Below are 26,288 nucleotides of genomic sequence, written 5' to 3'. Positions count from 1 at the left end.
TCCGCGCCATCGCCACCCGCTACGACAAGCGCGCCGTCAACTTCCTGGCCGGTGTCTACGCCGCATCAAGCTTCATACTGCTCAATTGAGGACACGCCCTAGCTCGCCTCGAACAGTTCCGAGTGAGTTATCCGGAAGGCTGGCTGTTCACCAGGGGGGCGCACCCGCATGCTGACGTGCCGAATCAATCGCCCAATCGCGATCGACCTCGGTAACCTCGTCTGGAACCAGCTTCAATGCCGTAAAATATGGAATGATCTCGCCCATTGCAGCGGCTTCCCACGCAGCGTTGTGACTCAGGTCACTGATTTCTTTCGCGGATTTTCCACGGACAAAATCAGCGACGTCCTGCAAGATCGCTTCATCAGAAGCGGTGAGCCTTGAGCGAGTGTACGGGCGGAGAGCCAGATAGGTCTTCTTCGCATACCCGTAATGACTGGTTTCGGTCTCGATCAAGCGCTGATCTGCCTCAAGCTCTCTCAACGCAACCGTCAGGTGACGAGCAGTGGGACCGAACCTCTGCTTTAGGTATTCAACTCCCGTTATCGGCCTGCCTTGGTTGAGAAACGCGAGCATGTCGGAGAAGTAGAGCATCTTGTGCAGCTTTACATTCCCGAGTTCCTCAGCTTCGCAGCGCGACGCTAGGAACCAGACAGCGTCCTTCAGCTTCTCTCGATCGAACTGGACGGGTTGGCTTCGCACATAACACCTCTTGCGAATCGGAGTTGAATCCTCCCAATTAGGCAGGTCAAGAGAACAAATCAGGAACATATTCCTGTGGTACATAATCGTCTCACGACGAAATGTCAATTTCGGGTCAGACCACCAGCGGCGCGAACGCCTGCACCACCTGTTCATAGGCGGCGCGCTTGAAGGGGACGATGAGGTCCGGCGCCTCGTGCAGGGAGCCCCAGCGCCAGGCGTCGAATTCGATCTCGCCGTGCCGCTCCAGATCGATCTCGGCCTCGTCGCCGGCGAAGCGGAAGGCGAACCATTTCTGCTTCTGGCCGGCCCAGCCGCGCGCCTGTTTGGAGCCGCCGTGGCCGGCCGGGAAGGCGTAGGCGATCCATTCCCGGGTCTGGGCCAGCAGTTCGACCGAGGTGACGCCGGTCTCCTCGGCCAGTTCGCGGCGGGCGGCGGCCTCATGGTCCTCGCCGTCGTCGACCCCGCCCTGGGGGAATTGCCAGTTGTGCGGCCCGGGCGTCCCGGCCCGGCGGCCGTACCAGACCCGGCCGTCCGGGTGGAACAGCACGACGCCGACGTTGGGGCGGTAGAGGGAGAGGTCGGTCATGGGGGGCTTAGGCAGTAGGCAGTAGGGAGTAGGCAGTAGGGGAAAGCGGTGTGTAGCAGGTCGTTCAGCTGCGGCCCTACTGCCTAATTCCTACTGCCTACTGCCTCACCTCCCCGGCCGCTGCGTCATCGCCGAGGCCGGGGCCAGCTGCAGGCCGCGGGCGTCGAGGCCGGCGGTCCAGCGGGCGGCGGCCTCGACGGTGACCGGATAGCTGAATCCGGTCCCCAGCGCCTGGCCGCGGGCCTTGGCCAGGGCCTCGAGCGCGTTCAGCTGGCCGACGATGGCGGCGGGGGTCTGCTGTTCGTCGACGATGCGGTTGGCGCTGGCCCGGGCCCAGGCCCCGGGACGACGGCTCATCGAGCCGTCGTCGAGGAAGGCGACGCCGCGCTGGCGCAGCACGCCCAGGAAGGCGGTCATGGCCTCGTCCGAGGCGGCGAAGCGGTCGCCGAGATAGTTGGTGACGCCGAAATAGCCGGTCGCCCGGCCGAGCAGCCAGTTCATCTTCGCCTGGACGTCGGCGGCCTCGGCCCCGGCCAGCAGGGTGTAGGGGCCGGGATCGTTGTCGGGATAGCCGGTCGGCTCCATCGGCATCTCCAGCATGACCTCGTGGCCCTGGGCCCGGGCCAGGTCGATCCAGCCCTGCAGGCCCTCGGCATAGGGCACGAAGCTGAGGGTGACCTCGGGCGGCAGGCGTTCGATGGCGGCGCGGGTGGTGGTCGGGTTGAGGCCGAGGCCGCCGACGATCAGGGCCACGCGCGGCCTGCCGTTGGAGACGAAGGGGCGGGCGTAGGCCTGGGCCGGGACGCGGCCGTCGGCGGCGATGCGCGGCAGCGGGCCGTCGGGGCCGGGCTGGCTGAGGCCGGCGATCGGGGCGGCGGGCAGGGGCCGGGCGGCGATGCGCGGGGCGGTGACCGGGGCGCCGTCGCCGGACACCGTGGCGCCGTCGGGCAGGGTGATGACGGCCTCGCCGAGCGCGGCGGCGTCGCCTCCGGCGGTCAGGTCCTGATACAGGCCCGGGCCCTCCAGCGAAAAGGCCTCGAGCCCGGTCGGCGCCGGCGGCGGCGGCGCGGCCGGCCGGTCGAGGGCGACGCGGGCCGACGGGGCGCCGGCGCGGGGATCGCCGAGCACGGTGACGAACAGGGCGGCCGCGCCGAGCAGCAGCGCCCCGGCGGCGGCGACGGCCACCGGCGGCCTGCGCAGCAGGCGCAGGGCGGGGGCGAAGGCGTCGGCCACGGAGCGGCGGACGGGCGGCGCGCCCGCGGTGGCGGCGAGGACGGACTGGCGCTTGGCGAACATGGGCAAGGAACCGGGCGCTCGAACGGGGGTCCGTGGGACGGACTCCTTCAGGGCCGACATTGGCCCCGCGTCGGTTAAGAAAGCCTAACGCGGCGTTAGCTATGCCGGAGGGACGGGGCGAGGGGCCAGGTTCCAGGTTCCAGGGTCTAGGGTCTAGGGTCTAGGTTCTAGGGATTAGGGATACTTCCCAACCTAGCCCCTAGCCCCTAGCCCCCAGCCCCCAGCCCCTACCTTCAGGGCGTCTCGTCCGGCTCTGCGGCGACGGCGGCCATGGCCGTGCCCGGCGGGGTGACGACGATGCCTTCCGGGGCCGCCGCCAGCTGCGTCAGCTCGCCGCCGGCGCGGAGCACGTCGTAGGCGCGCTCCAGCTGGTAGTCCTTGTCCTCGTCCCAGGCCTCGCCGGGGGCCTCGTGCGGCGTGTGCGGCCCCTTGCGCTCGGCCCCGATCGAGGCGTCCAGGGCGGTGGCGTAGGCGGCCTCGGAATAGATGAAGTTGGAGCGCGAGACGATGCGCGCCTCGGCCTCGGAGCGGGCCACCTCGAGGTCGGGCTCGATGCCGATCTTCTGGATCGAGGCCCCGGACGGGGTGTAGTAGCGCGCCGTGGTGATCGACAGGGCGCCGTCGGCCCCGCCGCGCAGCGGAATGACGCTCTGCACCGAGCCCTTGCCGAAGCTGGTCAGGCCGATGAGGGTGGCGCGCTGGTGGTCCTTGAGGGCGCCGGCGACGATCTCGGAGGCGGAGGCCGAGCCGTAGTTGATCAGCACCACGACCGGCAGGCCGCCGGTCAGGTCGCCCGGACCGGCGGCGTAGCGCAGGATCTGCTCGGGGCGACGGCCGCGCTGGCTGACGATCTCGCCGCGCTCGAGGAAGGCGTCGGAGACCGCGATGGCCGCGTCGAGCAGGCCGCCGCCGTTGTTGCGCAGGTCCAGCACATAGCCCTTGAGGGCCGGATTTTCACCCTGCAGCCGGGTGATGGTCTCGGTCAGCTCGCGGCCGGTGTTCTCGTTGAAGGTCGAGATGCGCAGCACGCCGAAGTCGCCCTCGACGCGACCGGTGACGGAATCGATCTTGATGATCTCGCGGGTCAGGACGACCTCGCGCGGCTCCTCGCCGTCGCGCAGGAAGGTCACCTTGACCGAGGTGCCGGCGGCCCCGCGCAGCTTTTCGGACACCTGGCTGACGGTCAGGCCGGTCGAGTTCTGGCCGTCGATGGCCGAGATGACGTCGCCGGCCTGGACGCCGGCGCGGGCGGCCGGGCCGCCGTCCATCGGCGAGATGATCTTGACCAGCCCGCCCTCGGACGAAATGGTCAGGCCGACGCCGGAATACTGGCCCTCGGTGCGTTCGCGCAGTTCGTCGTAGCCCTTGACCGGCAGATAGGACGAATGCGGGTCCAGCGCCCCCATCATGCCCTGCAGGGCGGCCTCGATCAGCTTCTTGTCGTCGACCGGCACGACATAGTCGCGCTCGACCGTGGCGAGGGCGTCGCCGAACAGGCCGATCAGCCGGAAGGCTTCGTTGCGCGGGGTCTGGCCGGCGGTCGTGGCGGCGCCCAGACCGACCACGGTGGCGGCGGCGGCGCCGATCAGCAGCAACTTGTGCATAGGGTGTTTGTTTCCAGCGGGCCGGGGAGGCGGCCTGAACCTCGTTACCTAGGAGGGCTCCGGCGCCCAAATCGTGACCGGAGCCCGGTGGGCGGATAAAATCAGCGTCATCGGCGGATGGGAAGCGGATTCGCTTGCGGAGGGGCGAGGGGCGAGGGGCGAGTAAGAAAAGCTTCCGGTGCGCCCCCTGGCCGCCGCCGTCGATCTGGACGTTCATCCCCTCGCCCCTCGCCCCTCGCCCCTCACCTGAGCCACGGCCCGGGGTCGACCGGGCGCTCGTCGCGGCGCAGGTCGAAGCCGATCTCGCCGGCGCGGCCGGCGCGGCCGAGGGACTGGCCGTCGGCGACGCGGTCGCCGGTGCGGACCGAGACCGTCTCCAGCCCGGAGACGACGCCGCGCCAGCCCGGGCCGAGGTCGAGAACGACCACCTGGCCCCAGCCGCTGAGCGGGCCGCTCCAGGCCACCCGCGCGGCGGCGGGCGCGCGCGCCTCCAGACCGTCGCCGCGCCAGCGCCAGCCGCTCGAGCCGGGCCCGAAACGCACCGAAGGCGGGCCCTCGACCGGGGCGCTCAGGCGGTCGCGGCCGGCCGGGCGGCGGGCGGTCACGGCGTCGGCGTCGGCGTCGGCGTCGGCGGCGGCGGGGACCGCGGCCCCGAGGGCGCGCAGGCGGGCCTCCAGCCTCCGGGCGGCCCGTTCGGCGGCGCCGGCCTCGGCGGCGAGGACGGCGCGGAGCCGGGTCTGACGCGCGGCCAGGGCTTCGGCGCGGGCGCGGCGGTCGCCCTGGGCGCTTTCGGCGGTGAACAGGGCCTCGCTGTTCAGCGCGGCCAGACGGCGGATGCGGATGATCTCGGCCTGGCGGTCGGCCAGGGCCGCGGCGCGGGCCTGGAGCACCGGCGCCACGGCCTTCATCAGGACGGCGGCGCGGACCGTGTCGACGGCCCTGTCGGCGGGGACCAGCAGCGGCGGCGGCGGGCGGCGGCTCATCAGCTGCAGGGCGGAGAGCAGCCGGGCCTGGCGGCCGCGCGCCCGCGACAGCCGCGCCACTAGGGCGGCCTCGCGGCCGCTGAGCTCGCGCAGCCGGGCCCGCTGGGCGGCCAGGGCGGCGTCGCCGGCGGCGACATCGGCCCCCGGGGCGGCCAGTTCGCGCTCGAGCCGGGCGACGATCGCCGCGGCCTCGGCGGCTTCGGCGCGCAGGCGCAGGGCCCGGGCCCGCTCGTCGCGGAACTCGGCCTGCAGCCGGCCGACCTCGTCCGGCCGCGGGACGGCGGCGGCCGCCGCCGCGGCGGTCAGCAGGCACAGCAGGGCGAGGGCGGCCGGGCGCATCAGTCGCGATGATAGGGCGATCCGGCCAGGATGGTCACGGCCCGATACAGCTGTTCGGCCAGCATGGCCCGGGCCAGGGCGTGCGGCCAGGTCTGGGGGCCGAAGGCGAGGGTCGAGGCGGCGGCGGCGCGGACGCTGTCGTCCAGCCCGTCGGCCCCGCCGACGGCGAAGGCCAGCCGCCGTTCGCCGCGGTCCCTGAGCATCGCCAGGTGGTCGGCGAAGGCGCGGCTGGAGAAGGTCCGGCCGCGCTCGTCGCAGGCGATCAGATGGGCCCCGTCGGCGGCCCTGAGGATCAGTTCGGCCTCGGCCGCCCGGCCCGGCTTGCGGGCTTCCAGATCGATCAGCTCGAGCGGGCCGAGACCCAGCGGCCGTCCGGCCAGGGTGGCGCGCCCGGCGTAGTCGGCCGCCAGGGTCGCCTCGGGGCCGCGTCCCGGCCGGCCGATGGCGATGACGGCCAGCTTCACGGCGTCAGGTCAGGCGCGGGCGTCGACGCGGTGGCCGCTGTCGACCGACCAGATCTTCTCGATGTTGTAGAAGGCGCGGACTTCCGGGCGGAACAGGTGGACGATGACGTCGCCGGCGTCGAGCAGCACCCAGTCGCAGTGCGGCAGGCCCGAGACCTTGACCTTGCCGAGACCCTGTTCCTTGAGCGTGCGCTGCAGGTGATCGGCCAGGGCCCCGACGTGGCGGTGCGAACGCCCCGAGGCGATGATCATGGCGTCGGCCATCGGGCTCTTGCCCTTCAGGTCGATGAGGACGACGTCCTGGGCCTTGTCGTCGTCGAGACGCGACAGGATGGCCTGTTCCAGTTCGGTGGAGCCGACGGGAAGGGGAGTCTGATGACCGTTCTCGGGGGGGGCGTCTTCGGAATGGAGGGGGGCGATGGCGTCCATCTCGTGCGCCGTGTTCGAGACGGCGCTGTCTTGCGCATCGTGCGCGGGCGAGGGGGTCAGCGGAAGGCTCCAGGGCGGTGACTAAAGCGGCAGTCTAGCACAAACGGGCCGGGGCGTCACCCGTTGCGCCGGTCCCGCGGCCCCGCCGCCCGGGCCGCCGCCCTGAGCGCGGTCGACGAGCGGTGGTTGAGCGGGGCGTTGAGCAGGCTCCAGGCCGGGGCCTCGAGAAGCGGCAGCCGCCGGGCCCGCGAGGCCGGCACCCGGGCGGCCGCGAACCGGGCCGCGGCGGGGGCGGTGCGGCTGTCCAGTTCGGAGCCGGGCCGGGCGATCACCGCCACCGGCATCAGCCGCATGATGTCGGTCCAGCCGCGCCAGCGGTGAAAGCCGGCCAGATTGTCGGAGCCCATCAGCCAGACGAAGCGCACCCCCGGGTGGCGGGCGGTCAGGGCGCGCAGGGTGTCGACGGTCCATTGTGTTCCGGTCCGGCCCTCGAAATCGGAGACCACCATGGCCGGCCCGTGCGCGGCGAGGTCGGCGGCGGCGCGGGCCGAGGCCATGCGTTCGGCCAGGGGCGCGCTGTCGCGGGCGTCCTTGAGCGGGTTGCGGGGCGAGACCAGCCAGACGACGCGATCCAGGTCGAGCCGCCGCAGGGCCGTCTCGGCCACATGGGCGTGGCCGTCGTGGGCCGGATTGAACGAGCCGCCGAACAGCCCGACCTTCATGCCGGGCTGGAGGGCGAGGCCGTCGCGCAGGGCCCCGGGTCGGGGGCCGAAGGCCCTGGGGGCGGGACCGGCGTGGAAGAAGGGCAAGGCGGGCTCGCGGCTGGGCGACTTATGCTCACGGGGGAGCTAACACGGCGGCGCCGCCCTGTCGCGGACCTTCAGCCCGGCCGGCCCTTGAAGGTGTCGCCGACCTCCGTGGCGTCGGGGCCGTCGGGGCCGGCGGTCTTCTTCTCGCGCCCGGCGTTGCGCTTCACCGCGGCGTCCGAGGTCGAGGCGTCCGGCCGGCCCAGCGGAACGGCGCCGTTGTCGTCGCGGCCGGGGGTCTGGATCGGCTTCTGGCCGGTCATGGCGGGGGGCCTTTCGGGACAGGAAGGAAGCGGGCAGGCGATCCGTTCCGGCTCAGCCCGAGAAGTCGGCGCAGTACTGGTGCATATGGGCGGTGTACTCCGCCAGCGAACCCACCTCGACCTCATCACGCAGCGCCTGCACCCTTTCGGGGTCCTCGAGCTCGTCTGGTTCCCAGAGGTTCCTCGCGACGCAGCGGCCTTGGGTGCCGTAGCGCTGCGGGCGGTTCCCGCTGACGGCGACACGGTCGTACAGGTAGGCGTAGCTGGAGGCGCTGGTTTCTCCCGTTTGGACCAGCGGCTCCAGCAGGGCGAGGACCTCTCGCTGGAAGGCGCGGTCGCGATCGGCATGTTGCGCCATCAGCCAGGCGGCGCTCGACGCATGCTCGCCGGTGGTCGAGATCAGGTACCATCCGTTCGCCGCGATGTCGGCCTTCAGCCAGGCGGTGTTTTCGCCGTCTGTCTCGCACATGTCGCGGTTCAGAACAGCCTCCACACGGATGCGGGCTCCCGGCGACAGTTCGCCCCAGACCTGATCTCCGCCGCTAAAGACCTGGCGGTTCAATTGATCGCGCGCCGTACGCAGCAGAAGTTCGCGAACCCGGGGATCGGATTCCGACCTGGCCTGGGCGTAGCGGTCCGACACCCATTTGAACGGCGGCTCGGCGGCCGGCTCGCCGCTGATGATCCGCTGCGAAAAGGCGCGCCACTTGGCGAGCGCCTCGTCCGCCGCCACGCGGTCCGCGCTGAACGCGGCCTGGTCCACCGCGGCAAGCGCCGAGGCGAGGTTCATCTGCAACTCGGCCTCGGCCTCGGTCAGGCAACGGCGGGTGTCCGGATCGATACGGGTCCGCATATGCACGGCGTCCGATAGCGCCTTCAGGTCCGCGCCTTCCGCCTTCAGCGCCATGTAGTCGAACGACCGGGCCGCGTCTGCGTTGTCGGCGAGCGCGGCCAGCTTCGGCGGAAGCCCGGGCGGGGCGGACTGGAAGGCGGTCAGCATCAGCGCCGCCAGAACGCCGATGGAACCCTTGGCGAAGTGAAACATGGTCGTCCCTCGCGTTAGCCGGCCAGAACAGCGCCGCTTCACGCCGAAATCAAGGCGTCCAGCCGCCCGGCGTCTCCATGACCGTCTCGTCCTCCTCGGCGGGGGCGACCTCGCCGCGGGTCTTGCGCACCTCGGTCCAGGCGGCGCGGAGCAGTTCGGTGACGCCCTCGCCGGAGACGCCGGAGACCAGCATCGGGCGGCGGCCGGCGACGGCCTCAAGCTCGGCGGCCTTCTCCTCGCGCGCCTCGGGGGTCAGGGCGTCGATCTTGTTCAGGGCCAGCACCTCGGGCTTGTCGGCGAGGCCGGCGCCATAGGCCTCGAGCTCGTGGCGGATGATGCGGTAGGCCTTGCCGACGTCCTCCTGGGTGCCGTCGACCAGGTGGATCAGGCAGCCCGAGCGCTCGACGTGGCCGAGGAACCGCGTGCCGATGCCGGCCCCCTCGTGGGCGCCCTCGATCAGGCCGGGGATGTCGGCGATGACGAAGCGCTCGGTCGGCGACAGATCGACCACGCCGAGGTTGGGCACGAGGGTGGTGAACGGATAGTCGGCGATCTTCGGCCGGGCGGCCGAGGCGGCGGCGAGGAAGGTCGACTTGCCGGCGTTGGGCAGGCCGGCCAGGCCGACATCGGCGATCAGTTTCAGCCGCAGCCAGATCCAGCGCTCCTGGCCTTCCTGGCCGGGGTTGGCCCAGGCCGGGGCCTGGTTGGACGGGCCCTTGAAATGGACATTGCCCCAGCCGCCGTTGCCGCCCCTGAGCAGCAGTTCGGTCTTGCCGGCGACGTCCATGTCGAGCAGCACCGTCTCCCTGTCCTCGTCCAGCACCTGGGTGCCGACCGGAACCTTGAGGATGACGTCCTCGCCCTTGGCCCCGTGCATCTGGCGGCCCATGCCGTGGACGCCGGTCTGGGCCTTGAAATGCTGCTGGTAGCGGTAGTCGATCAGGGTGTTCAGCCCCTCGACGGCGGTGATCCAGACATTGCCGCCGTTGCCGCCGTCGCCGCCGTCCGGGCCGCCGTTGGGAATGAATTTCTCGCGCCGGAACGACACGGCGCCCGCCCCGCCGTTGCCGGAGCGGATGTAGATCTTGGCCTGGTCGAGGAATTTCATCGCGGCATTTCCAGGAGGGGCGCTATCGCTCGCGACGCGGTCGCTCGCTGCTTGAGCGCGGCTTATTACGCAAGAGAGCGGCGATTTACAGGCGGGGGGGTACGAGCAGGCAATATTGACAGGACTTTCGGACGACTTGACCGTCGTTGGCGTCGCGGCCAGTTTCTGATCCTCTCCGACGACAAGAGTGAGCATCCATGACGTCACTGTTGTTTGCCCTGATCCTCTTGACGAGCGCCCTTCAATCTCCCGGCGAGGATCTGGACGCCCGACTCGGTGCGGCGAGCCTTGTCGATATCGGCGAAGGCCGGAGGCTGAATTTCTTCTGTATCGGCGAGGGGGCGCCTGTCGTGCTCTTCGAACAGGGCGGTGAAGGCAACATCGGGAACTGGAAGGCGGTGCAGCCGGCGATTTCGGCCCTCACACGCACCTGCTTCTACGATCGCGCCGGCTTCGGCTACAGCGATGCGCCCCACGACGAGGTCACCGCCTTGAATGTGACAGATGACCTGCACGCCCTTCTCAAGGCCGAGCAGATCGAGGGTCCGGTGGTGCTGGTGGGGCATTCGATTGGGGGCTTCTATGCGACGGTCTACGCGAGCCGTTTCCCCGACGAGGTCGCCGGTCTGGTGCTGGTCGACCCCGGATTCGCCGGACAGGAGCAGTGGCAGACGGCCGATGACAGAAGTTTCGGCTTTCCGCATGTCAGGCGCGGCGAGGAAGCCCTCCTCAGCTGCGCCCGACTGGGTCGTGACGGCGAGCTGTCGCAAGCGAACCTGCGAGAGCACGGCTGCTTCCCTGTGGCCGACGACCTGCCGCCGGGCGAGACGGAGTATCTGCTCCATGCGGTCACCGGCCCGGCCTGGTACGAAGCGGAATATTCGCAGTCTGTGAGCTTCTTCTCACGGGACGAGCATCTGAGCCTGTCGCAGCGCCAGGCGGCTGCGCTGCTTCCCCCGCTCGGCGACGCGCCAATGGTGGTGCTGAGCGCAGCTGTTCCTCCTTCCAACTCTTGGAGGAGCGCCGACCGGAACCTCGTGGCGGGCCGGCATTGGCAGAACGGTCATCGTCGGTTGGCCGAGCGCTCGACCCGGGGGCGATGGGCCGTCGTCGAAGGGGCCGGGCACTTCATCCAACTTGATCAGCCTCGGGCCGTCGTCGCCTCGATCGAACAAGTCATAGAACAGGTGAGAGCGCGGAGGCCGGACCAGGGCAGATCAGGGGTCGCTCCGGCCAGCGTTCGGCCGTCTGGATGAGTTCGTCCTGCCGGACCCTCGACCGTCGATGAACCTACCCCTTCGCCCACACCCCGAACGGATCGCTCCACGGCAGGTCCAGGGCCTCGGCGACGGCCGGATAGGTGATTTCGCCCTTGAGCACGTTCAGGCCGCGGGCCAGGTGCGGATTGTCCCTGAGCGCCTCGAGGCCCTTGTCGGCCAGGGCCAGGCCGAACGGCAGGGTGGCGTTGTTGAGGGCCTCGGACGAGGTGCGCGGCGCGGCGCCCGGCATGTTGGCGACGCAGTAGTGGACCACGTTGTCGATGACATAGGTCGGGTCCTCGTGGGTGGTGGCGTGGCTGGTCTCGAAACAGCCGCCCTGGTCGATGGCCACGTCGACCAGCACCGAGCCGGGCTTCATCTGCTTCAGGTGCTCGCGCTTGATCAGCTTGGGGGCCTCGGCCCCGGGGACCAGCACGGCGCCGATGATGACGTCGGCCTTGATCAGCTCCTCCTCGATCGCCCCGATGGAGGAATAGCGGGTGACGACGCGGCCGTTGGTGACCTCGTCGATCCAGGCCATGCGCGGGATCGAGCGCTCCAGCACCACCACCTCGGCGCCCAGGCCCATGGCCATGCGGGCCGCGTTGAGGCCGACGACGCCGCCGCCCAGCACCAGCACCCGGGCCGGGGCCACGCCGGGGACGCCGCAGAACAGCAGGCCCATGCCGCCATTGTGCTTGAGCAGGGTCTCGGCGGCCGAGAAGACGGCGATGCGGCCGGCCACCTCGGACATCGGGGCCAGCAGCGGCAGGCCGTTGCGCGAGTCGGTGACGGTCTCATAGGCGATGGCGGCGCATTTCGAGGCCAGCAGGCCCCTGGTCTGCTCGGGGTCGGGGGCCAGGTGCAGGTAGGTGAACAGGATCTGGTCCTCGCGGAGCCTCTCCCACTCGACCTGCTGCGGCTCCTTGACCTTCACGATCATGTCGTTGTCGGCGAAGATTTCCGCGGCGTCAGCGACGATCCTGGCCCCGGCCTTCTTGTAGTCGGCGTCGGTGAAGCCGGCCCCGAGACCGGCGCCCTGCTGGACCGAGACGGCGTGGCCGTGGGCGACGTATTCGCGCACGGCGGTCGGGGTCAGGCCGATGCGGTGCTCATTCTTCTTGATCTCGGTGGGGACGCCGACGCGCATGGGGATTCCTCTTCGATGCGGGGGCGGGCGCGCTCTGCGGCGGCCTCGCTTCGCGCGGCAATCTAGCGGGGGTCGGCGCGCAGGTTCCTGTTCTTTTCCCCCCATGAACGGCGTAAAGTGGCAGACTCTGCGAACGAGGCCCGTATTGAAGACGATTTCCGCCGTCGCCCTCGATGACACCGACCGCAAGATGATCCGCGCCCTGCAGGGCGACGGGCGGATGACCAACGCCGACCTGGCCCGGACGGTGAACCTGTCCGAGAGCGCCTGCCTGCGCCGGCTGCGGGCGCTGGAGGCGGCCGGGGTGATCAGCCGCTACGCCGCCATCATCAACGAACGCGCCGTCGGCCTGCCGATCAGCGTGTTCGTGACGGTGACCCTGTCGTCCCAGGCCGAGGCGGCCCTGACCGCCTTCGAGACGGCCATATCGACCGTGCCGGAGGTGGTCGAATGCTATCTGATGACCGGGGGCTCGGACTATCTGCTGCGGCTGGTGGTGCGCGACGTCGACGACCTGGAGCGGGTCCATTCGAGGGAGCTGACCCGGATCCCGGGGGTGACCCGGGTGTCGTCCAGCGTGGCCATGCGCACCGTGGTCAAGCGGGGGGCGTTGCCGGTTTGAGGGGGTGGCCGGAGATCGGATGCTCGCCTAGATTGCAACAGTTTGACACCAGCGCGTCGGGAGGCGCTTTATCCACGCCGTGAGCATGCACGACAACATCGCCGTCTGGACCGACCGTGAGCCGACCCTCGATGAGGAGATCGGCGCGCTCGACGATGAGGACGTCTTCGACATGGCCAATCTGGTGGAGGCGCAGACCGGAATTCCCGGGATCGTCACCATCACGACAGTGATGGGCAAACATGGGCCGAGGGTGAAATACCTGCTCAAGCCCGGACGGCATCAACCCAGCTTTTCCGTCACGATCGCGGCAACGCCTCGGATCGTCGCCAACAGCCTCGACGAGCGCGATTTGCGCCGAATGGCTGAGACGGTCATCGCCTGGGTAGCGCTGAATCATGAATCGCTTGCCGCCTTCTGGTGGGACGGGGCCGACTGGACCGCTCCGGACGTCCAAGCCTTCATCGCCGGCTTGAAGAAGGTCTGACGGTATGAAGAGGATCGTGGCTGTGTGGTTCGCCCTCGCGGGGCTGGGCGGATGCTGGAGCCTGATGGCGCTTGGCGCGGGCGAAGGCGCGTTCCTGCCCGGCCTGCTGGCGGTCGTCGCCTTGGGCTGCGCCGTGGACGCCGGTGTCCGGGACCGGGTCATGGCGGGGGTCCTGTGGGCCTTCTCCGGCTCTGGGCTGCGGGCCGTCGTGATCGTGATCGGGGCGGCGTTTCTCTGGCAACTCGTCGGCGTGGAGCTGGCGCTGCTGATGGCGGGGGACGTCCTCGCCTATGTCGAGGTGGTGGCCGCTGTCAGCCTGATCGCCGCCAGGACCCGGCTCGGCCCCGTCAGGGCGGCGCTGGCCGTGAGGGTGCGGCGGATGGCGGCGAAGGTGCGGAGGTGGCCGGCCGTACTGGCAAGGTCAGCGCGCGCGGCGCGGCCGGTTCGCCGGAGACCCCCGCCCGCCGACGATGGTGACGGATGGAGCGGAGACTGGGCCCCGGCCTGACGGTCGGGTCAGCGGAGCGCCAGGGTCACCTGTTTGATGTCGACGTATTCGTCGATGCCGTGGATCGAGCCCTCGCGGCCGTAGCCGGACTGTTTGACGCCGCCGAAGGGGGCGACGGCGGTGGAGATGAGGCCGGTGTTGACGCCGCACATGCCCGCCTCGATGCGGCGGCCCATGCGCATCGCCCGGTCGAGGTCGCGGGTGAAGACGTAGGAGGCGAGGCCGAACTCGCTGTCATTGGCCCTGGCCAGCCCCTCCTCCTCGCCGTCGAAGGCGAAGACGGGGATCAGCGGGCCGAAGGTCTCCTCGCGGCGGAACAGGGCGTCGTCGCCGCCGAGGGTCACCGTCGGCTGGAAGAAACGGCCGCCCAGGGCGTGGGGTTCGCCGCCGGTCAGCACCTCGCCGCCCGAGGCCCGGGTCAGGGCCAGGTGGTCCCGGACCTTGCGGACCGCCTTGTCCTCGATCAGCGGACCGACCTTGACCCCGGGCTCGAAGGCGCCGCCGACGGGAATCCTCGACACCGCCTCGGCCAGCTTGCGGGCGTAGTCTTCGGCGACCGACCGCTCGACATAGACCCGGTTGGGGCAGACGCAGGTCTGGCCCGAGTTGCGGAACTTGCCCCGGATGGTCTCGGCCACGGCGAGGTCGAGGTCGGCGTCGGCGAAGACGATCAGGGGGGCGGCCCCGCCCAGCTCCATCGACACCCGTTTCAGGGTCGGGGCGCACTGTTCGGCCAGCATCCGGCCGACCGGGGTCGAGCCGGTGAAGCTGAGCTTGCGGATCAGCGGCGAGGCGGTCAGGACGCCGCCGATGGTCGCGGCGTCGCCGGTGACGACGCTGAGTACGCCCCCGGGCAGGCCCGCCTGATAAGCCAGCTCGACCAGGGCGATGGCGGTGAACGGCGTCTGGCTGGCCGGCTTGACCACGGCGGTGCAGCCGGCGGCGAGGGCCGGCCCCAGCTTGCGGGTCAGCATGGCGGCCGGGAAATTCCACGGGGTGATGAAGGCGCACGGCCCGACCGCCTCGCGGAAGGTCAGGATGAGGTGGCCCAGCGGGCTGTCCTGGGTCTCGCCGATCAGGCGCTCCGCCTCGCCGGCGAACCATTTGATGAAGCTGTTGGCGTAGGCGACCTCGCCCCTGGCCTCCTCGAAGGGCTTGCCGTTCTCGAGCGCCATCAGGGCCCCGAGACCCTCGGCGTTGGCGTCGATCAGCCGGGCCCATTCGCGCAGGATCAGGGCGCGCTCGTGCGGGTCCGAGCGGGACCAGGCGGGGAAGGCGTCGTGCGCCGCCCGGACGGCGCGCTCCGTCTCCACGGCGCCGAGGTCGGGGACATGGCCGATGGTCTCGCCGGTGGCGGGATCGTCGACGGCGATCCGCTTCGCCGACGTCACCGGCTCGCCGGCGATCAGGGCGTGTTCACGCAGCAGGGCGAGGCCGGCCTCGCGGCCCGTCTGGTCGGTCATGGTCGTCTCCGGCGGTCAGGTGCGGAAGGGGTAACGCCTCAGGTCCCGATCGTATGCAGATCGCGGCCCCGGGTCTCCGGCAGCCACAGCAGGCTGACGACGACGGCGACGAGGGTGAAGGCCACCGAATACCACAGGCCGAAATAGATGTTCCCGGAGGCGGCCACCAGGGCGAAGCTGGCGGCGGGGAGCAGGCCCCCGACCCAGCCGGTGCCGATGTTGTAGGGCAGGCTCATGGCGGTGTAGCGCACCCGGGTCGGGAACAGCTCGACCAGGGCGGCCGCCTGCGGGCCGTACAGGGCCGTGGCGGCGACGATGAAGACCATCAGGATGGCGAACATCAGCGGCAGGTTCATCCGGGCCGGATCGGCCCGGTCCGGATAGCCGGCCGCGGCCAGGGCCGCCTTGATACGGGCCTCGACCTCGGCCCGGGCCGCCTTGAGGGCGGCGGGCGAGAGACCCTGGCCCTCGACCGAGACGACCTCGGCCGCGCCGATGCGGACCGTGGCGACGCTGCCCGGCAGGGCCTCGGCGTTGGCGTAGGACACCCCGGCGTTGGACAGCACGCTCTTGGCGATGTCGCAGGAACTGGCGAAGGCCGCCTTGCCGACCGGATCGAACTGCAGGGCGCAGGCGGCGGGATCGGCGATCACCGTCACCGGCGCCGAGGCCTGGGCCTCGGCCAGGGCCGGGTTGGCGGCCCTGGTCAGGGCGTGGAAGCCGGGAAAGAAGGCGACCAGCGCCAGGACCATGCCGGCCAGCATCACCGGCTTGCGCCCGACCCGGTCCGAGAGCCAGCCGAAAAACACATACAGGCCGGCCGAGGCCACGGTCAGCCAGAGCATGATCATGTCGACCGTGGCGACCTCGACCCTGAGGATCCGCTCCATGAAGAAGCGGGTGTAGAAATAGCCGCAGTACCAGACCGCGCCCTGGGCGATCATGATCCCGAACAGGGCCAGCAGCACGAAACGGCCGTTGCTCCAGCTCAGGAAGGCCTCGCGCCACGGGGCGCGGCGTTCGCCGCCCTCGGCCTCCATGCGGCGATAGGCGGGGCTCTCGTCCAGCTTCATCCGGATCCACAGCGAGAGGCCGAGCAGCAGGGCCGACAGCAGGAAGGGAATGCGCCAGCCCCAGGCGTCGAACGCCTCGACCCCGACGATGTTGCGGGTGATCAGGATGACGCCGAGGGCCCCGATCAGGCCCAGCGCCGCCGTGGTCTGGATCCAGCCGGTCAGGAAGCCGCGCCGGGCGGCCGGGGCGTGCTCGGCCACATAGATGGCGGCGCCGCCGTATTCGCCGCCGAGGGCGAAGCCCTGCAGCACCCGCATCAGGATCAGCAGGATCGGCGCGGCCACGCCGATGTCGCCGTAGTCGGGCAGCAGGCCGATGGCGACGGTGGCCAGGCCCATGACGGTGATGGTGACGAGGAAGGTGGTCTTGCGCCCGGTCCGGTCGCCGAACCAGCCGAACACCAGGGCCCCGAGCGGCCGGACCACGAAGCCGACCCCGAAGGTCAGCAGCGCCAGGATGTAGCCGGTGGCCTCGCTGACCTCGGCGTAGAAATGGTGGGCGATGACCCCCGCCAGCGATCCGAAGATGAAGAAGTCATACCATTCGAAGGCGGTGCCGGCGGCCGAGGCGGCCACCACCGTCTTCAGGCCCGGCCCCGGGGCGGCTCCGGTCGCGTCGTCGGTCATGCGTTCCTTCCCCCGGCGTCGTCTGGCGGACGCCCGGGGGGATGCTAGCGCCGTCGCCGGCCCGCGCAAGCGCCGGGGGCGGGAGCCGGACAAGCGAAGGCCCGCCAGCGGAAAATCCGGGCGGGCCTTCTTCAACCGGACGCGTGTCGGGGGGGAGCCGCGGCCGGGAATCGAAACTCTAGTCCTTGGCGTCCTCGGCGGCGCCGGTGACCGCGTCGCCGGCGGCCGAGGCGTCGCGGCCGACGCCCGAAATGGTGTTGCAGGCGGCCGTGGTCAGGGCGGCGGCGGCGGCGAACAGAATGAAAATCTTCCGCATGGTGCGATCTCCTTTCGCCGGGGGAGCGGCGTGTGCATCAGGAACGTCGCGGGGGCGCCCGGGTTCCGAGATCGGAGGGGTCGGTGGGCGTCACGGCCTCGGGCGTGGCGAAGGTCATCCGGGCGATCGCGCCCCGGCCCGGGGCGGAGACCAGTTCGACCTCGCCGCGCAGCTGTTTGGCGAAGGCCCCCATCAGGGTGCGGCCGACCCCGGCGCGGAAGGTCTCGCTGACCCCGGGGCCGTCGTCCTCGACCTCCAGCACGCTGGTCTCGCCCTTGACGCGGAAGCGCACCTTGAGCGCGCCGCCGCGGCCGGCGAAGGCGTGCTTCTGCGCGTTGGTGACCGCCTCGACCAGCCAGAGCGCCAGCGGGGCCAGCTTGTCCGGATCGACGACGAGGGAATCCGCCTCGACCGACGAGGTCACCACCGGTCCGCGTCCGGCCTCGCTGGAGACCAGCTGGCCGACCAGTTCGGTGAGGAAGATGCGGGCGTCGGCGTAGCGCAGGTCGGCGCTCTGGTAGAGGGTGCGGTAGATCAGGGCGAGCGCCGAGATGCGCTGGCGGGTGTCGCCCACCGCCGCCTTGGCCTGGGGGTCGGACAGCGCCCGCTGCTGCATGGACAGCAGCGACGAGATGATCTGCAGATTGTTCTTCACCCGGTGGTGGATCTCGCGCATCAGCGCGTCCTTCTCCTCGAGCGAGGCGGTCAGGGCGGCGTCGCGGGTGGTGATGGTGTCGGCCAGGTCGTCGAGGGTGCGGGCCAGAACGCGGATCTCCGCCGGGGCGTTCATGGCCTGGACCGGCCGCACCGAGAACCGGCCGCGAGCGTAGATCGCCGCCACCCGCTCCAGATAGACCAGCCAGCGCACCACGACCCGCTCGGACACCCACATCACCGCCAGGAAGGCCATCAGCCAGCCGAGCAGCGGCGCCAGCAGCGCCGCCACCGGGTTCAGCCGGGCCCATGACAGCAGCCCCGGCGCGGGCGCCGAGAGCAGGGCGTAGACGTCGCGCCCGGCCAGGGCGGCCCCGGCGTAGACCCGGCGCCGGCCGCGGGCGTCCTCGGCCTCGAAAATCGCCGAGGCGTCGCGGCGCGCGCGGTCGACCCAGCCCTCGACGCCGTGTCCGCGCGACAGGGCGAAGGCGGCCGGGTCGGTGGCGGTCAGTATCTGGCCCCCGGCGTCGGTCAGGGCCGCCTGCGAGCCCTCGGGCAGGGCCCGGTCGGCGATGTCCGGCTGCAGGGCCGACAGCGGGATCACCGCGACCATGGCGCCGTCGAAGGCCCCGAGCGGCCGCTCCAGCCGGATCGCCACGATCAGGCCGGGGCTCTCGTCCGCGCCCACGGGCGCGCGGGCCAGAACGGTGGCCTCGCCGCCCCGCAGCCGCTGGAACCAGGGCGACGACCGGGCCTCGACCATCCACGGAGGCGTCGCCGCCGCCAGCGTCCGGGAGGCGCAGGCGGTCTCGCCGGCGGGGGTCAGCCGGGCCAGGCCGTCGAGGCCCTCGATCCGGTGCACCAGGGCGGTGAGCCGCGGCTCGCAGAACAGCTGCAGGGCTTCCGGGCGCAGCGCCTGGAGCAGGACCGTGGTGCTGTCCAGCCGCCCCTTGACGTTGGCGGCGGTGCGTTCGGCGGCCAGCTGCAGGTCGTCGCGGCGCTGCCGGTCCTGGACCCGGAACTGGGCGTCGGCCTGGAAGGCGCCGAGGGCGAGGACCGGGAGCAGGGCGAGAGCCAGGGCCACGCCGAGACGGAAGCGGATTCCCTGAAACCGGGGGGGAGCCAGACCCCGACCGAGCGCTCGCCCGAGGCGGATCACCTCAGCCCCGGACGCTGCTCAGGCGATCGGCGTCGGCGAGAATGGACCGCATGGCGTCGCCGGCGGCGCGGCCGTCGCGGGCGTAGCCGCCGCGTTCGAGCGTGGCCTGCAGCGCCTTGCGGGCGCGGGAGACGCGGCTCTTCACCGTGCCCACGGCGCACTGGCAGATTTCGGCCGCCTCCTCGTAGGCGAAGCCGCCGGCCCCGACCAGGATCAGCGCCTCGCGCTGCTCCTCGGGCAGGGTGGCCAGCGCCAGGCGGAGCTCGTCGAGGGCGACCGGCGATTCCGGATCGTCGACGGCCACCAGCGTCCGCTCGGCGGCCTCCTGGTCCAGCTGGGACTGGCGCCACGAGCGGCGCTTCTCCGAGTAGAACTGGTTGCGCAGGATCATGAAGGTCCAGGCCTTCATATTGGTGCCCATCTGATAGCTGGCGCGGGCGTCCCAGGCCTTCATCATGGCGTCCTGGGCCAGATCGTCGGCCGCGGTCGGATCGCCGGTGAGCGTGCGCGCAAAGGCGCGCAGGTGCGGGATCAGCGCAACCAGTTCTCCCTTGAAGGCGTTGTCGTCGGCGGAGGGAGGCTTGGGCGGCGGAGTCGCAGCGCCGCTCATGCGCCGCTCCCGCCCGACGAGCGATCGTCGGCCCGGCGGAGGATGTCGAGGAACTCGTCCGGTACCGGTTCGTTCACGACCTCGTCGAACATGTGCCTGAGCTTGACGCCGATCGCCTGCTGGCGAAGGCGCGCTTCCTCGAGGGCGGGACCGCCCGGGGGCGCCGCCTTGCGGGAAGGGTTCGGATTTTCTGTCATCGAATGAACGGCCGCCACCCTGACGCTGTTGCTGCGATTGCCGAGAACGCCAGCGCCGACAGAGGGTTCCTAGGTCGGGCCGGTTTAATGCTCAAGCTCCGTCCGTTTCGGGGAACCGTGACCGATTTGATACGTTGACCCGACCTGCCTGGGTTCCAATTTGAGCGGAACCGCAATCTGTCGGGGAATATCTACATGAGCCTGCTGGCCCGTCTCGCGCCGCATCTGCCCTATGTGCGCCGCTACGCCCGCGCGTTGACCGGAGACCAGACCACGGGCGACAACTATGTGCGGGTGGCGCTCGAGGCCCTGGCCGCCGGCGAGCGCCAGCTGCCGCCGGAGATGACGCCGCGGGTCGCCCTCTATCACGTGTTCCACGCCATCTGGGCCTCGACCGGCGCCCAGCTGGAGGACAAGAGCGGCATGGACGGCGGCCGCGACGACGCCTCGCGCCGCCTGATGCAGATCGCCCCGCGCTCGCGCCAGGCCTTCCTGCTGACCGCGCTCGAGGGCTTCACCCCCTCCGAGGCCGCCCAGATCCTCGACACCGAGGCCATGGACGTCGAGCGGCTGATCGCCGAGGCCCAGTCGGACATCGACGCCGAACTGGCCACCGACGTGCTGATCATCGAGGACGAGGCGATCATCTCGGCCGACATCGAGAGCCTGGTGAAGGAGCTGGGCCATCGCGTCACCGGCACCGCCACCACCCATGACGAGGCCGTCGACGCCGTCGCCCGCCACCGTCCCGGCCTGGTGCTGGCCGACATCCAGCTGGCCGACGGCTCGTCGGGCATCGACGCGGTCAAGGACATCCTCAAGCGGATCGACGTGCCGGTGATCTTCATCACCGCCTTCCCCGAGCGCCTGCTGACCGGGGAGCGGCCCGAGCCGACCTTCCTGATCACCAAGCCGTTCCAGCCGGAGACGGTGAAGGCGGCGATCAGCCAGGCGCTGTTCTTCCATCCGTCGCGGCAACGCGAGGCCGCCTGACGCCACGCCCCCGAAGGCCCCGGTCGCGCGACCGGGGCCTTCGGCCGGCCTATCGTTCGGGCGCCGCCGGCGTGGCCGAGGCCGCCGGAGCGTTGACGTCGGCGGCCGGAACCTCGACCGGGGCGCTCTGGAAGGCCGCCGCGTCGACGGCCTGGTCGCCGTCGTTGGCGTTGGTCTGGGCGAAGCCGCCCTGGCTGACGAACCACATGCCCAGCAGCAGCACCGCGACCGCCGCCAGGGAGACCAGCAGCAGGGTCAGGATGCGCACGCCGCCGCGGCCGCCGCGCACATACTGGGCCTCGACCGGCCGGCCTTGGTGAACCGCGTCGGCGGCCTTGTCGTGGGGGGATTGGTGGGTCATGGCGGGCCTCCGACGACGATTGCGCTGTGCCGTTTCAACGTCCCGGCCGGCGCCGCCGTTCCGGCGCTCGCGCCTCTGGCGAAAAAACTTCGGAACGGCGCGGAACCAGCCATGGGGCTCGCCGTTATCGGTCTGCGGAGGCGACGACGCCCCCCCGACTTGAGACCGGCGCAAGCCGGTCTGTCGCCTCCGCGCCTCATTCTCGATGATGCCACTTTCAGGCGGGTCCCTTGGGCCCGCCTTTTTCTCGGGGCCCGCTGGACAGACGGCGCCGCCCCGTCAAGATGCGCGTCCTGAAAGAAAACGGTGCGCCGGGCCCGACGGCGCGGAGAGGGAGACGGTCATGGCTCGCGTCAATCGGCAGTGGGTTCTGCGCCAGCGGCCACGGGGGCTGGTGAAGCCCGGCGATCTGGAACTGGTCGAGGCGCCCGTGCCGCCCCTCAACGAATCCGAGGTGCTGGTCCGCACCGTCTATCTGTCGCTGGATCCGACCAACCGCACCTGGATGAACGACGCCGAGGGCTATCTGCCGCCGGTGCCCCTGGGCGGGGTGATGCGCGGCCTGACCCTGGGCGTGGTCGAGGAGAGCCGGTCCAGCCGCTTCCGGGCCGGGGATGTCGTCACCCCGCTGTCGGGCGGCTGGGCCGACTACGCCGTCGTGCCGGAGATGGAGCTGCGGCCGGTCCATCGCGCCCCCGGCCTGCCCCTGACGGCCAATCTGTCGGTGCTGGGCATGACCGGCATGACCGCCTATTTCGGGGTCACCGACATACTCAGGCCGCAGCCGGGCGAGACCATGGTGATCTCGGCCGCGGCCGGGGCGGTCGGCTCGATCGCCGGCCAGGTGGCCCGGGCGCGCGGCGCCCGCGTCATCGGCATCGCCGGCGGGCCCGACAAATGCCGCTGGCTGACCGAGGATCTCGGCTTCGACGCGGCCATCGACTACAAGAACGAGGACGTCGGCGAGGCGCTGGACCGGCTGGCGCCGGACGGCGTCGACCTGAATTTCGAAAACGTCGGCGGCGACATCATGATCGCCGTGTTCAACCGGCTGAAGACCCACGGGCGGATGGCGGTGTGCGGGCTGATCTCGGCCTACAACGCCACCAGGGCGCCGCCGTCGCCGAATTTCGCCCGGCTCATCACCCACCGGCTGACGGTGCGGGGCTTCCTGGTGCTGGACTACGCCCACCGCGCCCGCGAGATGGCCGCGGAGATGGGCCCGTGGCTGCACAGCGGCGAGGTCCGGTGGAAGGTCCACATCGACGACGGACTGGAAGGGGCGCTGAATTCCCTGAACCGCTTGTTCACCGGCGACCATGACGGCAAGCTGCTGGTGCGGGTGTCCGAAGAACCCGCCGGCTGAGGGCCCTCGATGAGCGAACCGCTCCACGTCCATTTCGAGGACCTGGCCGTGGGCGAGGTCGTCCCGCTGGGCGCCTGCATGGTCGATCCGGGCGCCCTCGACGCCTTCGTCGAGCGCTTCGCGCCGGGGTGGGACGCGGCCTATGGCGCGCCGGACGCCATGGTCTACGCCCTGTGGAGCCGGCTGTTCGCCGAGAAGGCCTCGGGCTGGGCCCAGTCCAAGGTGCTGGCGGTCGATGGACTGCGCTATATACGCAATCCGCCCGCGGGCGAGCTGATGCGCGGCCGGATGACGGTGATGGGCAAGGATCCGGTCGGCGACGGGAAGGGCATCGTCATCGCCCAGCACGATCTGCTCGACGAGGCCGGCCGGCTGGTCTTCTCCTGCCTGACCCGGGCGCTGCTGGCGCGCAGGTAGGCAACGGGCGGCAGGCAGCAGGCAGCAGGGAGAAGCGGCGCGCAGCAAGAAGGCGGCCCGCCGAAGCGAGCCGCCCTGATGCCTGATGCCTGCTGCCCGTTGCCTGCTTCTTACGCGTTGCCAGCCGTCGGCTGGGCGGCGGCGGCCCGCTGGAAGGCGATGGCGATCAGGCGATCCCAGCCCAGCAGCGAAACCAGATGGGCGTAGATCTGGCCGAGGGCCCCGTTGTCGCGCAGCTCGGCCAGCTTTTCGGCCGGAACCGCCTTCAGCTTGTCTTCCGAGACGGCGTAGTATTCGGCGATCTTCTGCGGCGCGGCGGCGGTGCCGTCGGGGTTGCGCGGGGTGAAATTGGCCTCGCGGGTCTCCAGCAGGTCCAGGTCGGTGAGCAGTTTGACGAAGGCCTCGGTGCGCTGCCGCTCCTGCTCGAAATTGTTGCAGAACTCCATCGCCTGTTCGACGTAGGGCGACGGCTTGCCGTCGTCGAACAGCGGCGTGGCCCCGCCTTCCTTGAGGAAGGCCGCGTCGCGGTCGATGCACAGGATCAGGCGCTTCTGGACCTCGTCATTGGCGAAGACGAACGGATAGCGGCGCACATAGGCGGGGATGTAGGCGTCCGGGCGGAAGGCGCCGGCGTCGCTGACGTAGAGGTTCTCGCCCTGGCGCAGGCCCATGACGGCGACCGGCTGGCGGGCGTCGCCGACGAAGATCACCGGATAGCTCAGCGCCGCCGGGGCGAATTCGGTGACCGTCAGGGGCACGATGTTGGCGGCGGCCGCGAAGGCGTAGGGCTGGTCGACCGGGTCGACGCCGAGCCCGCTGTGGGCCTCGATCGAGAGCGGTTCCGGCCTGCCGTAGAACAGGACATTGCCCGAAAGCGGGCCGGCGGCGTTGGCGGTGGTGTCGGTCATGGACGCGGAACGGGCTCTGGATGAAACAAGGGAAGCGCGCTTCTAGCCCAGACGGAACCGGGCGGCAAACCCGGTTCCCCTGCCCGGGGCAGGTCGTCAGAAGCGCCAGGCGATCCCGGCCCGCAGGCTGCGCCCGGGCAGGGGGGCGATGTCCTTCTGGAAGCTGGCGTGTTCGCGCGCCTCGGCGTCGGTCAGGTTCGACGCCTCGGCGAAGACGGTGAGGTTGCGCCGGTCGAACGGCCGGAGCGCGCCCTTCAGGCTGACGAGGGTGTAGCCGGCCGTGGGCCGCTCGAAGGCGGCGGTGCGGTCCTGGCCGCCGACGCGCCGGACCCCGAGCCCGGCGTCGAACCGGCGCGAGGCCCACTCCAGCCCGGCCGTCGCCGACCAGGGCGGGATGCGCGCGGCCGGCCCGAGGGCGGTGGAGGCCCGCACCCGGTCGGCGGCGCCGGTCAGGGTCAGGCCGCGGTCGCCGCTCTCCCAGAGCCGGTACTCCGCCTCGGCCTCGAAGCCCCGGAAGTCGGCGTCGGTCTGGACATAGTCGAACACCGGCAGGCCGGAATCGACATCGTCGACGCCGGTGGGCCGCAGATCAATGAAGTGGTCGTAATCGGCGGCGTAGGCGTGCAGGTCGAATTCGAACGGCCCCTGGGCGTAATGGACGGTCGCTTCGACCGAGGTCGCCACCTCGGAGTCGAGGTCGATGTTTCCCACCTCGAACGCCCCGGTGGCGGCGTGGGGGCCGCGGGCGAACAGCTCGACCTCGCTCGGCGCGCGTTCGTTGCGGGCCAGGCTGAGGCCGAGGAACAGCGGGGCGGTCGGACGCAGGAACAGGCCCGCCGAGGCCGAGACGTTGGAGAAGTCGCGCTCGCCCGCCAGGCTCTCCAGCGAGCGCCGGTCGAGGCGCAGGCCGCCCTCGACGCCGAGGCCGCCGCGGTCGAGGCGCTGCACGGCGTAGAGGCCCTGTTCGGCGATCTCGGTGCGGGGCACATAGGCCTCGTCGCCGACCGCGTCGAAGGTGCGCCGCAGCCCTTGGGCCCCGATCACCCCCTGCCAGCCGCCGCGCTCGCGCTGGACCAGTTCGAGGCGGGCCTCGGCGCCGTCGGAGATGAACCGCGTGCCGATCTCCGCGCCCTCGAATTCGGTGTGGGCGTAGTCGGCCCGGCCGGCCGACAGGCGGGCGGCGCTGAACGGCCCGGCCTCGAAGGTCAGCTCGCCGCGCAGGTCGTAGCGGGTCTGCTCCAGGCCGATGGAGACGCCCCCGGCCCCGCCCTCCGGGGCCGGGGGGGCGGGTTGATGTGCGTGTCCCGGCACGCCGTAGCGGGTGTCGACGTGTTTCACGGACGCGCCGATGAAGCCGCGCGGGCCGATCCAGCCGAGGCCGGCCCCGTACTGGTCCAGCCGCACGAAGGTGTTGGGGACGGTGCGTTCGTCGCCCGGGGCCTCGCCTTCGGCGTCGAGCCGGGCCCGCGATTCGGCGAAGACCGGGATGGCGTAGTCCGAGGACTCGCGGCTGAAGCCGTCGATGGTCAGCACCAGCGGACCGGCTGCGGCCTTCAGCCGGGCGCCGAAGCTGGCGCCGTCGTCGACGGTCGAGGCCTGGGCCGAGACGTGGCCGTCGACGCCCCCGGGCCGTTCCGAGGGGATGCGGTCGTCGATGATGTTGACCACGCCGCCGATGGCCGAGCCGCCGAAGACCAGGGTCGAGGGGCCGCGCACGATCTCGATGCGCCGGGCCTCGCCCGGATCGACCGCCACCTGGTGGTCGGGCGACACCGAGCTGGCGTCGATCATGCCCAGGCCGTTGGTCAGCACCTGCACGCGCGGGCCGGACAGGCCGCGGATCACCGGCCGGCTGGCCCCGGGCGCGAAACTGGTGCTGCGCACCCCGGGCAGGCCGCTGACCAGGTCGCCGAGGGTGGCGGCCGGGGCCACGGCCAGGTCCTCCTCGTCCAGCACGTCGACGGCCAGCAGGCTGGCGCGGTCGGTGACCCCGAACGGCGCGCCGGTGACGATGACGTCGTCGACGACGACGTCCCGCGCCCCGGGCGGGGTCTGGGCGGCGGCGGTCCCGCCGAGGGCGACGCAGCCGGCGGCGGCGGCGAGAACGAGGGCGGGACGGGAGGTCATGGAGTTGGTGTTATGAAATAACATCACAGGTCGTCAAGCCCGGCGTTGCGGCGTCCGGCGCGAGGGACTAGCTGTGGCGGATGGGCGACGCCTGCCAGCATCACCATGACGACGGCCCGCCCGGGGAGGCGGAGGTCGCGCGCGCCCTCGGCGCGGCCGGGGCCCGCCTCGCCGCCGAGGGCGAGCGGATGACCGCCGCGCGCAGCCGGGTGCTGGCGCTGCTGCTCGGGGCCGGGGAGCCGGTCAAGGCCTATGACCTGATCGCCCGCTTCGGCGAGGACGGGCGGCCGGCCAAGCCGCCGACCGTCTATCGCGCGCTGGAGTTTCTCGAGCGCAAGGGGCTGGCCCACCGCATCGCCTCGA

At 71.2% G+C, this 26,288-nt stretch carries 28 protein-coding genes and 1 pseudogene; 8 read left to right on the top strand and 21 right to left on the bottom strand.

What is annotated here, in order from left to right; all coding sequences use genetic code 11:
* Positions 1-147: 147 nt before the first annotated feature.
* The 11 genes from Q0588_RS09275 to obgE form a co-directional block, all read right to left on the bottom strand.
* Positions 148-702 (bottom strand): Panacea domain-containing protein, encoded by a 555-nt coding sequence (locus Q0588_RS09275; protein WP_298745669.1) that lies wholly within the window; start codon positions 700-702, stop codon positions 148-150.
* A 115-nt stretch (positions 703-817) separates the two neighbouring features.
* Positions 818-1,291 carry an RNA pyrophosphohydrolase gene (locus Q0588_RS09270; RefSeq protein ID WP_298745668.1) on the bottom strand — a complete coding sequence of 158 codons (474 nt, stop codon included), beginning with the start codon at positions 1,289-1,291 and terminating at the stop codon, positions 818-820.
* A gap of 105 nt (positions 1,292-1,396) precedes the next feature.
* On the bottom strand, positions 1,397-2,587 hold the full coding sequence (locus Q0588_RS09265) for a divergent polysaccharide deacetylase family protein (RefSeq protein WP_298745667.1): 1,191 nt from the start codon (positions 2,585-2,587) through the stop codon (positions 1,397-1,399).
* A 233-nt stretch (positions 2,588-2,820) separates the two neighbouring features.
* Entirely contained in the window at positions 2,821-4,191 is a 1,371-nt protein-coding gene (locus Q0588_RS09260) for a S41 family peptidase (RefSeq protein WP_298745666.1), read from the bottom strand.
* 242 nt (positions 4,192-4,433) lie between these two features.
* A complete protein-coding gene (locus Q0588_RS09255; RefSeq protein ID WP_298745665.1) occupies positions 4,434-5,513 on the bottom strand; it encodes a peptidoglycan DD-metalloendopeptidase family protein in 1,080 nt (359 codons plus the stop codon).
* On the bottom strand, positions 5,513-5,977 hold the full coding sequence (gene rlmH, locus Q0588_RS09250; RefSeq protein ID WP_298745664.1) for a 23S rRNA (pseudouridine(1915)-N(3))-methyltransferase RlmH: 465 nt from the start codon (positions 5,975-5,977) through the stop codon (positions 5,513-5,515). The genes Q0588_RS09255 and rlmH overlap by 1 nt, the downstream gene beginning before the upstream one ends.
* Before the next feature lie 9 nt (positions 5,978-5,986).
* Positions 5,987-6,406, bottom strand: coding sequence for a ribosome silencing factor (gene rsfS / locus Q0588_RS09245; protein WP_298745663.1), 420 nt, complete (start codon positions 6,404-6,406; stop codon positions 5,987-5,989).
* Between the two features lie 116 nt (positions 6,407-6,522).
* Positions 6,523-7,215, bottom strand: coding sequence for a nicotinate-nucleotide adenylyltransferase (locus Q0588_RS09240; RefSeq protein ID WP_298745662.1), 693 nt, complete (start codon positions 7,213-7,215; stop codon positions 6,523-6,525).
* Between the two features lie 71 nt (positions 7,216-7,286).
* Positions 7,287-7,475 carry a hypothetical protein gene (locus tag Q0588_RS09235; protein ID WP_298745661.1) on the bottom strand — a complete coding sequence of 63 codons (189 nt, stop codon included), beginning with the start codon at positions 7,473-7,475 and terminating at the stop codon, positions 7,287-7,289.
* A 52-nt stretch (positions 7,476-7,527) separates the two neighbouring features.
* The gene (locus Q0588_RS09230; RefSeq protein ID WP_298745660.1) at positions 7,528-8,520 is read right to left on the bottom strand and encodes a DUF6624 domain-containing protein; all 993 of its coding nucleotides are present in this window, start codon (positions 8,518-8,520) and stop codon (positions 7,528-7,530) included.
* Between the two features lie 49 nt (positions 8,521-8,569).
* A complete protein-coding gene (obgE, locus tag Q0588_RS09225; protein ID WP_298745659.1) occupies positions 8,570-9,628 on the bottom strand; it encodes a GTPase ObgE in 1,059 nt (352 codons plus the stop codon).
* Between the two features lie 197 nt (positions 9,629-9,825).
* On the opposite strand from obgE, the gene Q0588_RS09220 reads away from it, so the two are divergent.
* Positions 9,826-10,884 carry an alpha/beta hydrolase gene (locus Q0588_RS09220; RefSeq protein WP_298745658.1) on the top strand — a complete coding sequence of 353 codons (1,059 nt, stop codon included), beginning with the start codon at positions 9,826-9,828 and terminating at the stop codon, positions 10,882-10,884.
* Positions 10,885-10,918: 34 nt separating this feature from the next.
* Here the strand turns inward: Q0588_RS09220 and ald are convergent, their stop codons facing one another.
* A complete protein-coding gene (ald, locus tag Q0588_RS09215; RefSeq protein WP_298745657.1) occupies positions 10,919-12,037 on the bottom strand; it encodes an alanine dehydrogenase in 1,119 nt (372 codons plus the stop codon).
* Between the two features lie 154 nt (positions 12,038-12,191).
* Between ald and Q0588_RS09210 the strand changes: the two genes are divergently transcribed.
* The 3 genes from Q0588_RS09210 to Q0588_RS09200 all read left to right on the top strand — a co-directional run bounded on the left by Q0588_RS09210 (position 12,192) and on the right by Q0588_RS09200 (position 13,654).
* Positions 12,192-12,659, top strand: coding sequence for an Lrp/AsnC family transcriptional regulator (locus Q0588_RS09210; RefSeq protein WP_298745671.1), 468 nt, complete (start codon positions 12,192-12,194; stop codon positions 12,657-12,659).
* An 85-nt stretch (positions 12,660-12,744) separates the two neighbouring features.
* Positions 12,745-13,146 (top strand): hypothetical protein, encoded by a 402-nt coding sequence (locus Q0588_RS09205; protein WP_298745656.1) that lies wholly within the window; start codon positions 12,745-12,747, stop codon positions 13,144-13,146.
* 16 nt (positions 13,147-13,162) lie between these two features.
* On the top strand, positions 13,163-13,654 hold the full coding sequence (locus Q0588_RS09200) for a hypothetical protein (protein ID WP_298745655.1): 492 nt from the start codon (positions 13,163-13,165) through the stop codon (positions 13,652-13,654).
* A gap of 8 nt (positions 13,655-13,662) precedes the next feature.
* On the opposite strand, the gene Q0588_RS09195 is transcribed toward Q0588_RS09200, so the two are convergent.
* The 6 genes from Q0588_RS09195 to Q0588_RS09170 all read right to left on the bottom strand — a co-directional run bounded on the left by Q0588_RS09195 (position 13,663) and on the right by Q0588_RS09170 (position 19,753).
* The gene (locus Q0588_RS09195; protein ID WP_298745654.1) at positions 13,663-15,117 is read right to left on the bottom strand and encodes an NAD-dependent succinate-semialdehyde dehydrogenase; all 1,455 of its coding nucleotides are present in this window, start codon (positions 15,115-15,117) and stop codon (positions 13,663-13,665) included.
* A 38-nt stretch (positions 15,118-15,155) separates the two neighbouring features.
* Entirely contained in the window at positions 15,156-16,817 is a 1,662-nt protein-coding gene (locus Q0588_RS09190) for an MFS transporter (protein ID WP_298745653.1), read from the bottom strand.
* Between the two features lie 178 nt (positions 16,818-16,995).
* Positions 16,996-17,133, bottom strand: a complete 138-nt coding sequence (locus tag Q0588_RS09185; RefSeq protein WP_298745652.1) for an entericidin EcnA/B family protein — start codon at positions 17,131-17,133, stop codon at positions 16,996-16,998.
* Positions 17,134-17,170: 37 nt separating this feature from the next.
* Positions 17,171-18,871, bottom strand: coding sequence for a sensor histidine kinase (locus tag Q0588_RS09180; protein ID WP_298745651.1), 1,701 nt, complete (start codon positions 18,869-18,871; stop codon positions 17,171-17,173).
* 76 nt (positions 18,872-18,947) lie between these two features.
* Complete coding sequence (locus tag Q0588_RS09175; protein WP_298745650.1) at positions 18,948-19,556, bottom strand: sigma-70 family RNA polymerase sigma factor; 609 nt, start codon at positions 19,554-19,556, stop codon at positions 18,948-18,950.
* Complete coding sequence (locus tag Q0588_RS09170) at positions 19,553-19,753, bottom strand: NepR family anti-sigma factor (protein WP_298745670.1); 201 nt, start codon at positions 19,751-19,753, stop codon at positions 19,553-19,555. Before Q0588_RS09170 ends, Q0588_RS09175 begins: the two co-directional genes overlap by 4 nt.
* A 195-nt stretch (positions 19,754-19,948) precedes the next feature.
* Here Q0588_RS09170 and Q0588_RS09165 point away from each other — a divergent pair, with 195 nt between their 5' ends.
* A complete protein-coding gene (locus tag Q0588_RS09165; protein WP_298745649.1) occupies positions 19,949-20,746 on the top strand; it encodes a response regulator in 798 nt (265 codons plus the stop codon).
* 49 nt (positions 20,747-20,795) lie between these two features.
* Here Q0588_RS09165 and Q0588_RS09160 read toward each other — a convergent pair whose 3' ends face one another.
* The gene (locus tag Q0588_RS09160) at positions 20,796-21,107 is read right to left on the bottom strand and encodes a hypothetical protein (protein WP_298745648.1); all 312 of its coding nucleotides are present in this window, start codon (positions 21,105-21,107) and stop codon (positions 20,796-20,798) included.
* Between the two features lie 343 nt (positions 21,108-21,450).
* Here Q0588_RS09160 and Q0588_RS09155 point away from each other — a divergent pair, with 343 nt between their 5' ends.
* Positions 21,451-22,473 carry an NADP-dependent oxidoreductase gene (locus tag Q0588_RS09155; protein ID WP_298745647.1) on the top strand — a complete coding sequence of 341 codons (1,023 nt, stop codon included), beginning with the start codon at positions 21,451-21,453 and terminating at the stop codon, positions 22,471-22,473.
* A 9-nt stretch (positions 22,474-22,482) separates the two neighbouring features.
* Positions 22,483-22,890 (top strand): acyl dehydratase, encoded by a 408-nt coding sequence (locus Q0588_RS09150; RefSeq protein ID WP_298745646.1) that lies wholly within the window; start codon positions 22,483-22,485, stop codon positions 22,888-22,890.
* 110 nt (positions 22,891-23,000) lie between these two features.
* On the opposite strand, the gene Q0588_RS09145 is transcribed toward Q0588_RS09150, so the two are convergent.
* Both Q0588_RS09145 and Q0588_RS09140 read right to left on the bottom strand, forming a co-directional pair.
* Complete coding sequence (locus Q0588_RS09145; RefSeq protein WP_298745645.1) at positions 23,001-23,798, bottom strand: SapC family protein; 798 nt, start codon at positions 23,796-23,798, stop codon at positions 23,001-23,003.
* A 96-nt stretch (positions 23,799-23,894) separates the two neighbouring features.
* Entirely contained in the window at positions 23,895-25,925 is a 2,031-nt protein-coding gene (locus tag Q0588_RS09140) for a TonB-dependent receptor (protein ID WP_298745644.1), read from the bottom strand.
* 80 nt (positions 25,926-26,005) lie between these two features.
* Here Q0588_RS09140 and Q0588_RS09135 point away from each other — a divergent pair.
* A pseudogene (locus tag Q0588_RS09135) lies at positions 26,006-26,288 on the top strand (transcriptional repressor); the annotation flags it as partial.

The organism is uncultured Brevundimonas sp. (genome assembly GCF_937870815.1).
Lineage (GTDB): Bacteria > Pseudomonadota > Alphaproteobacteria > Caulobacterales > Caulobacteraceae > Brevundimonas.
The sequence above is the reverse complement of the archived record's forward strand: the minus strand, read 5'-3'. Positions and strand labels throughout refer to the sequence as shown.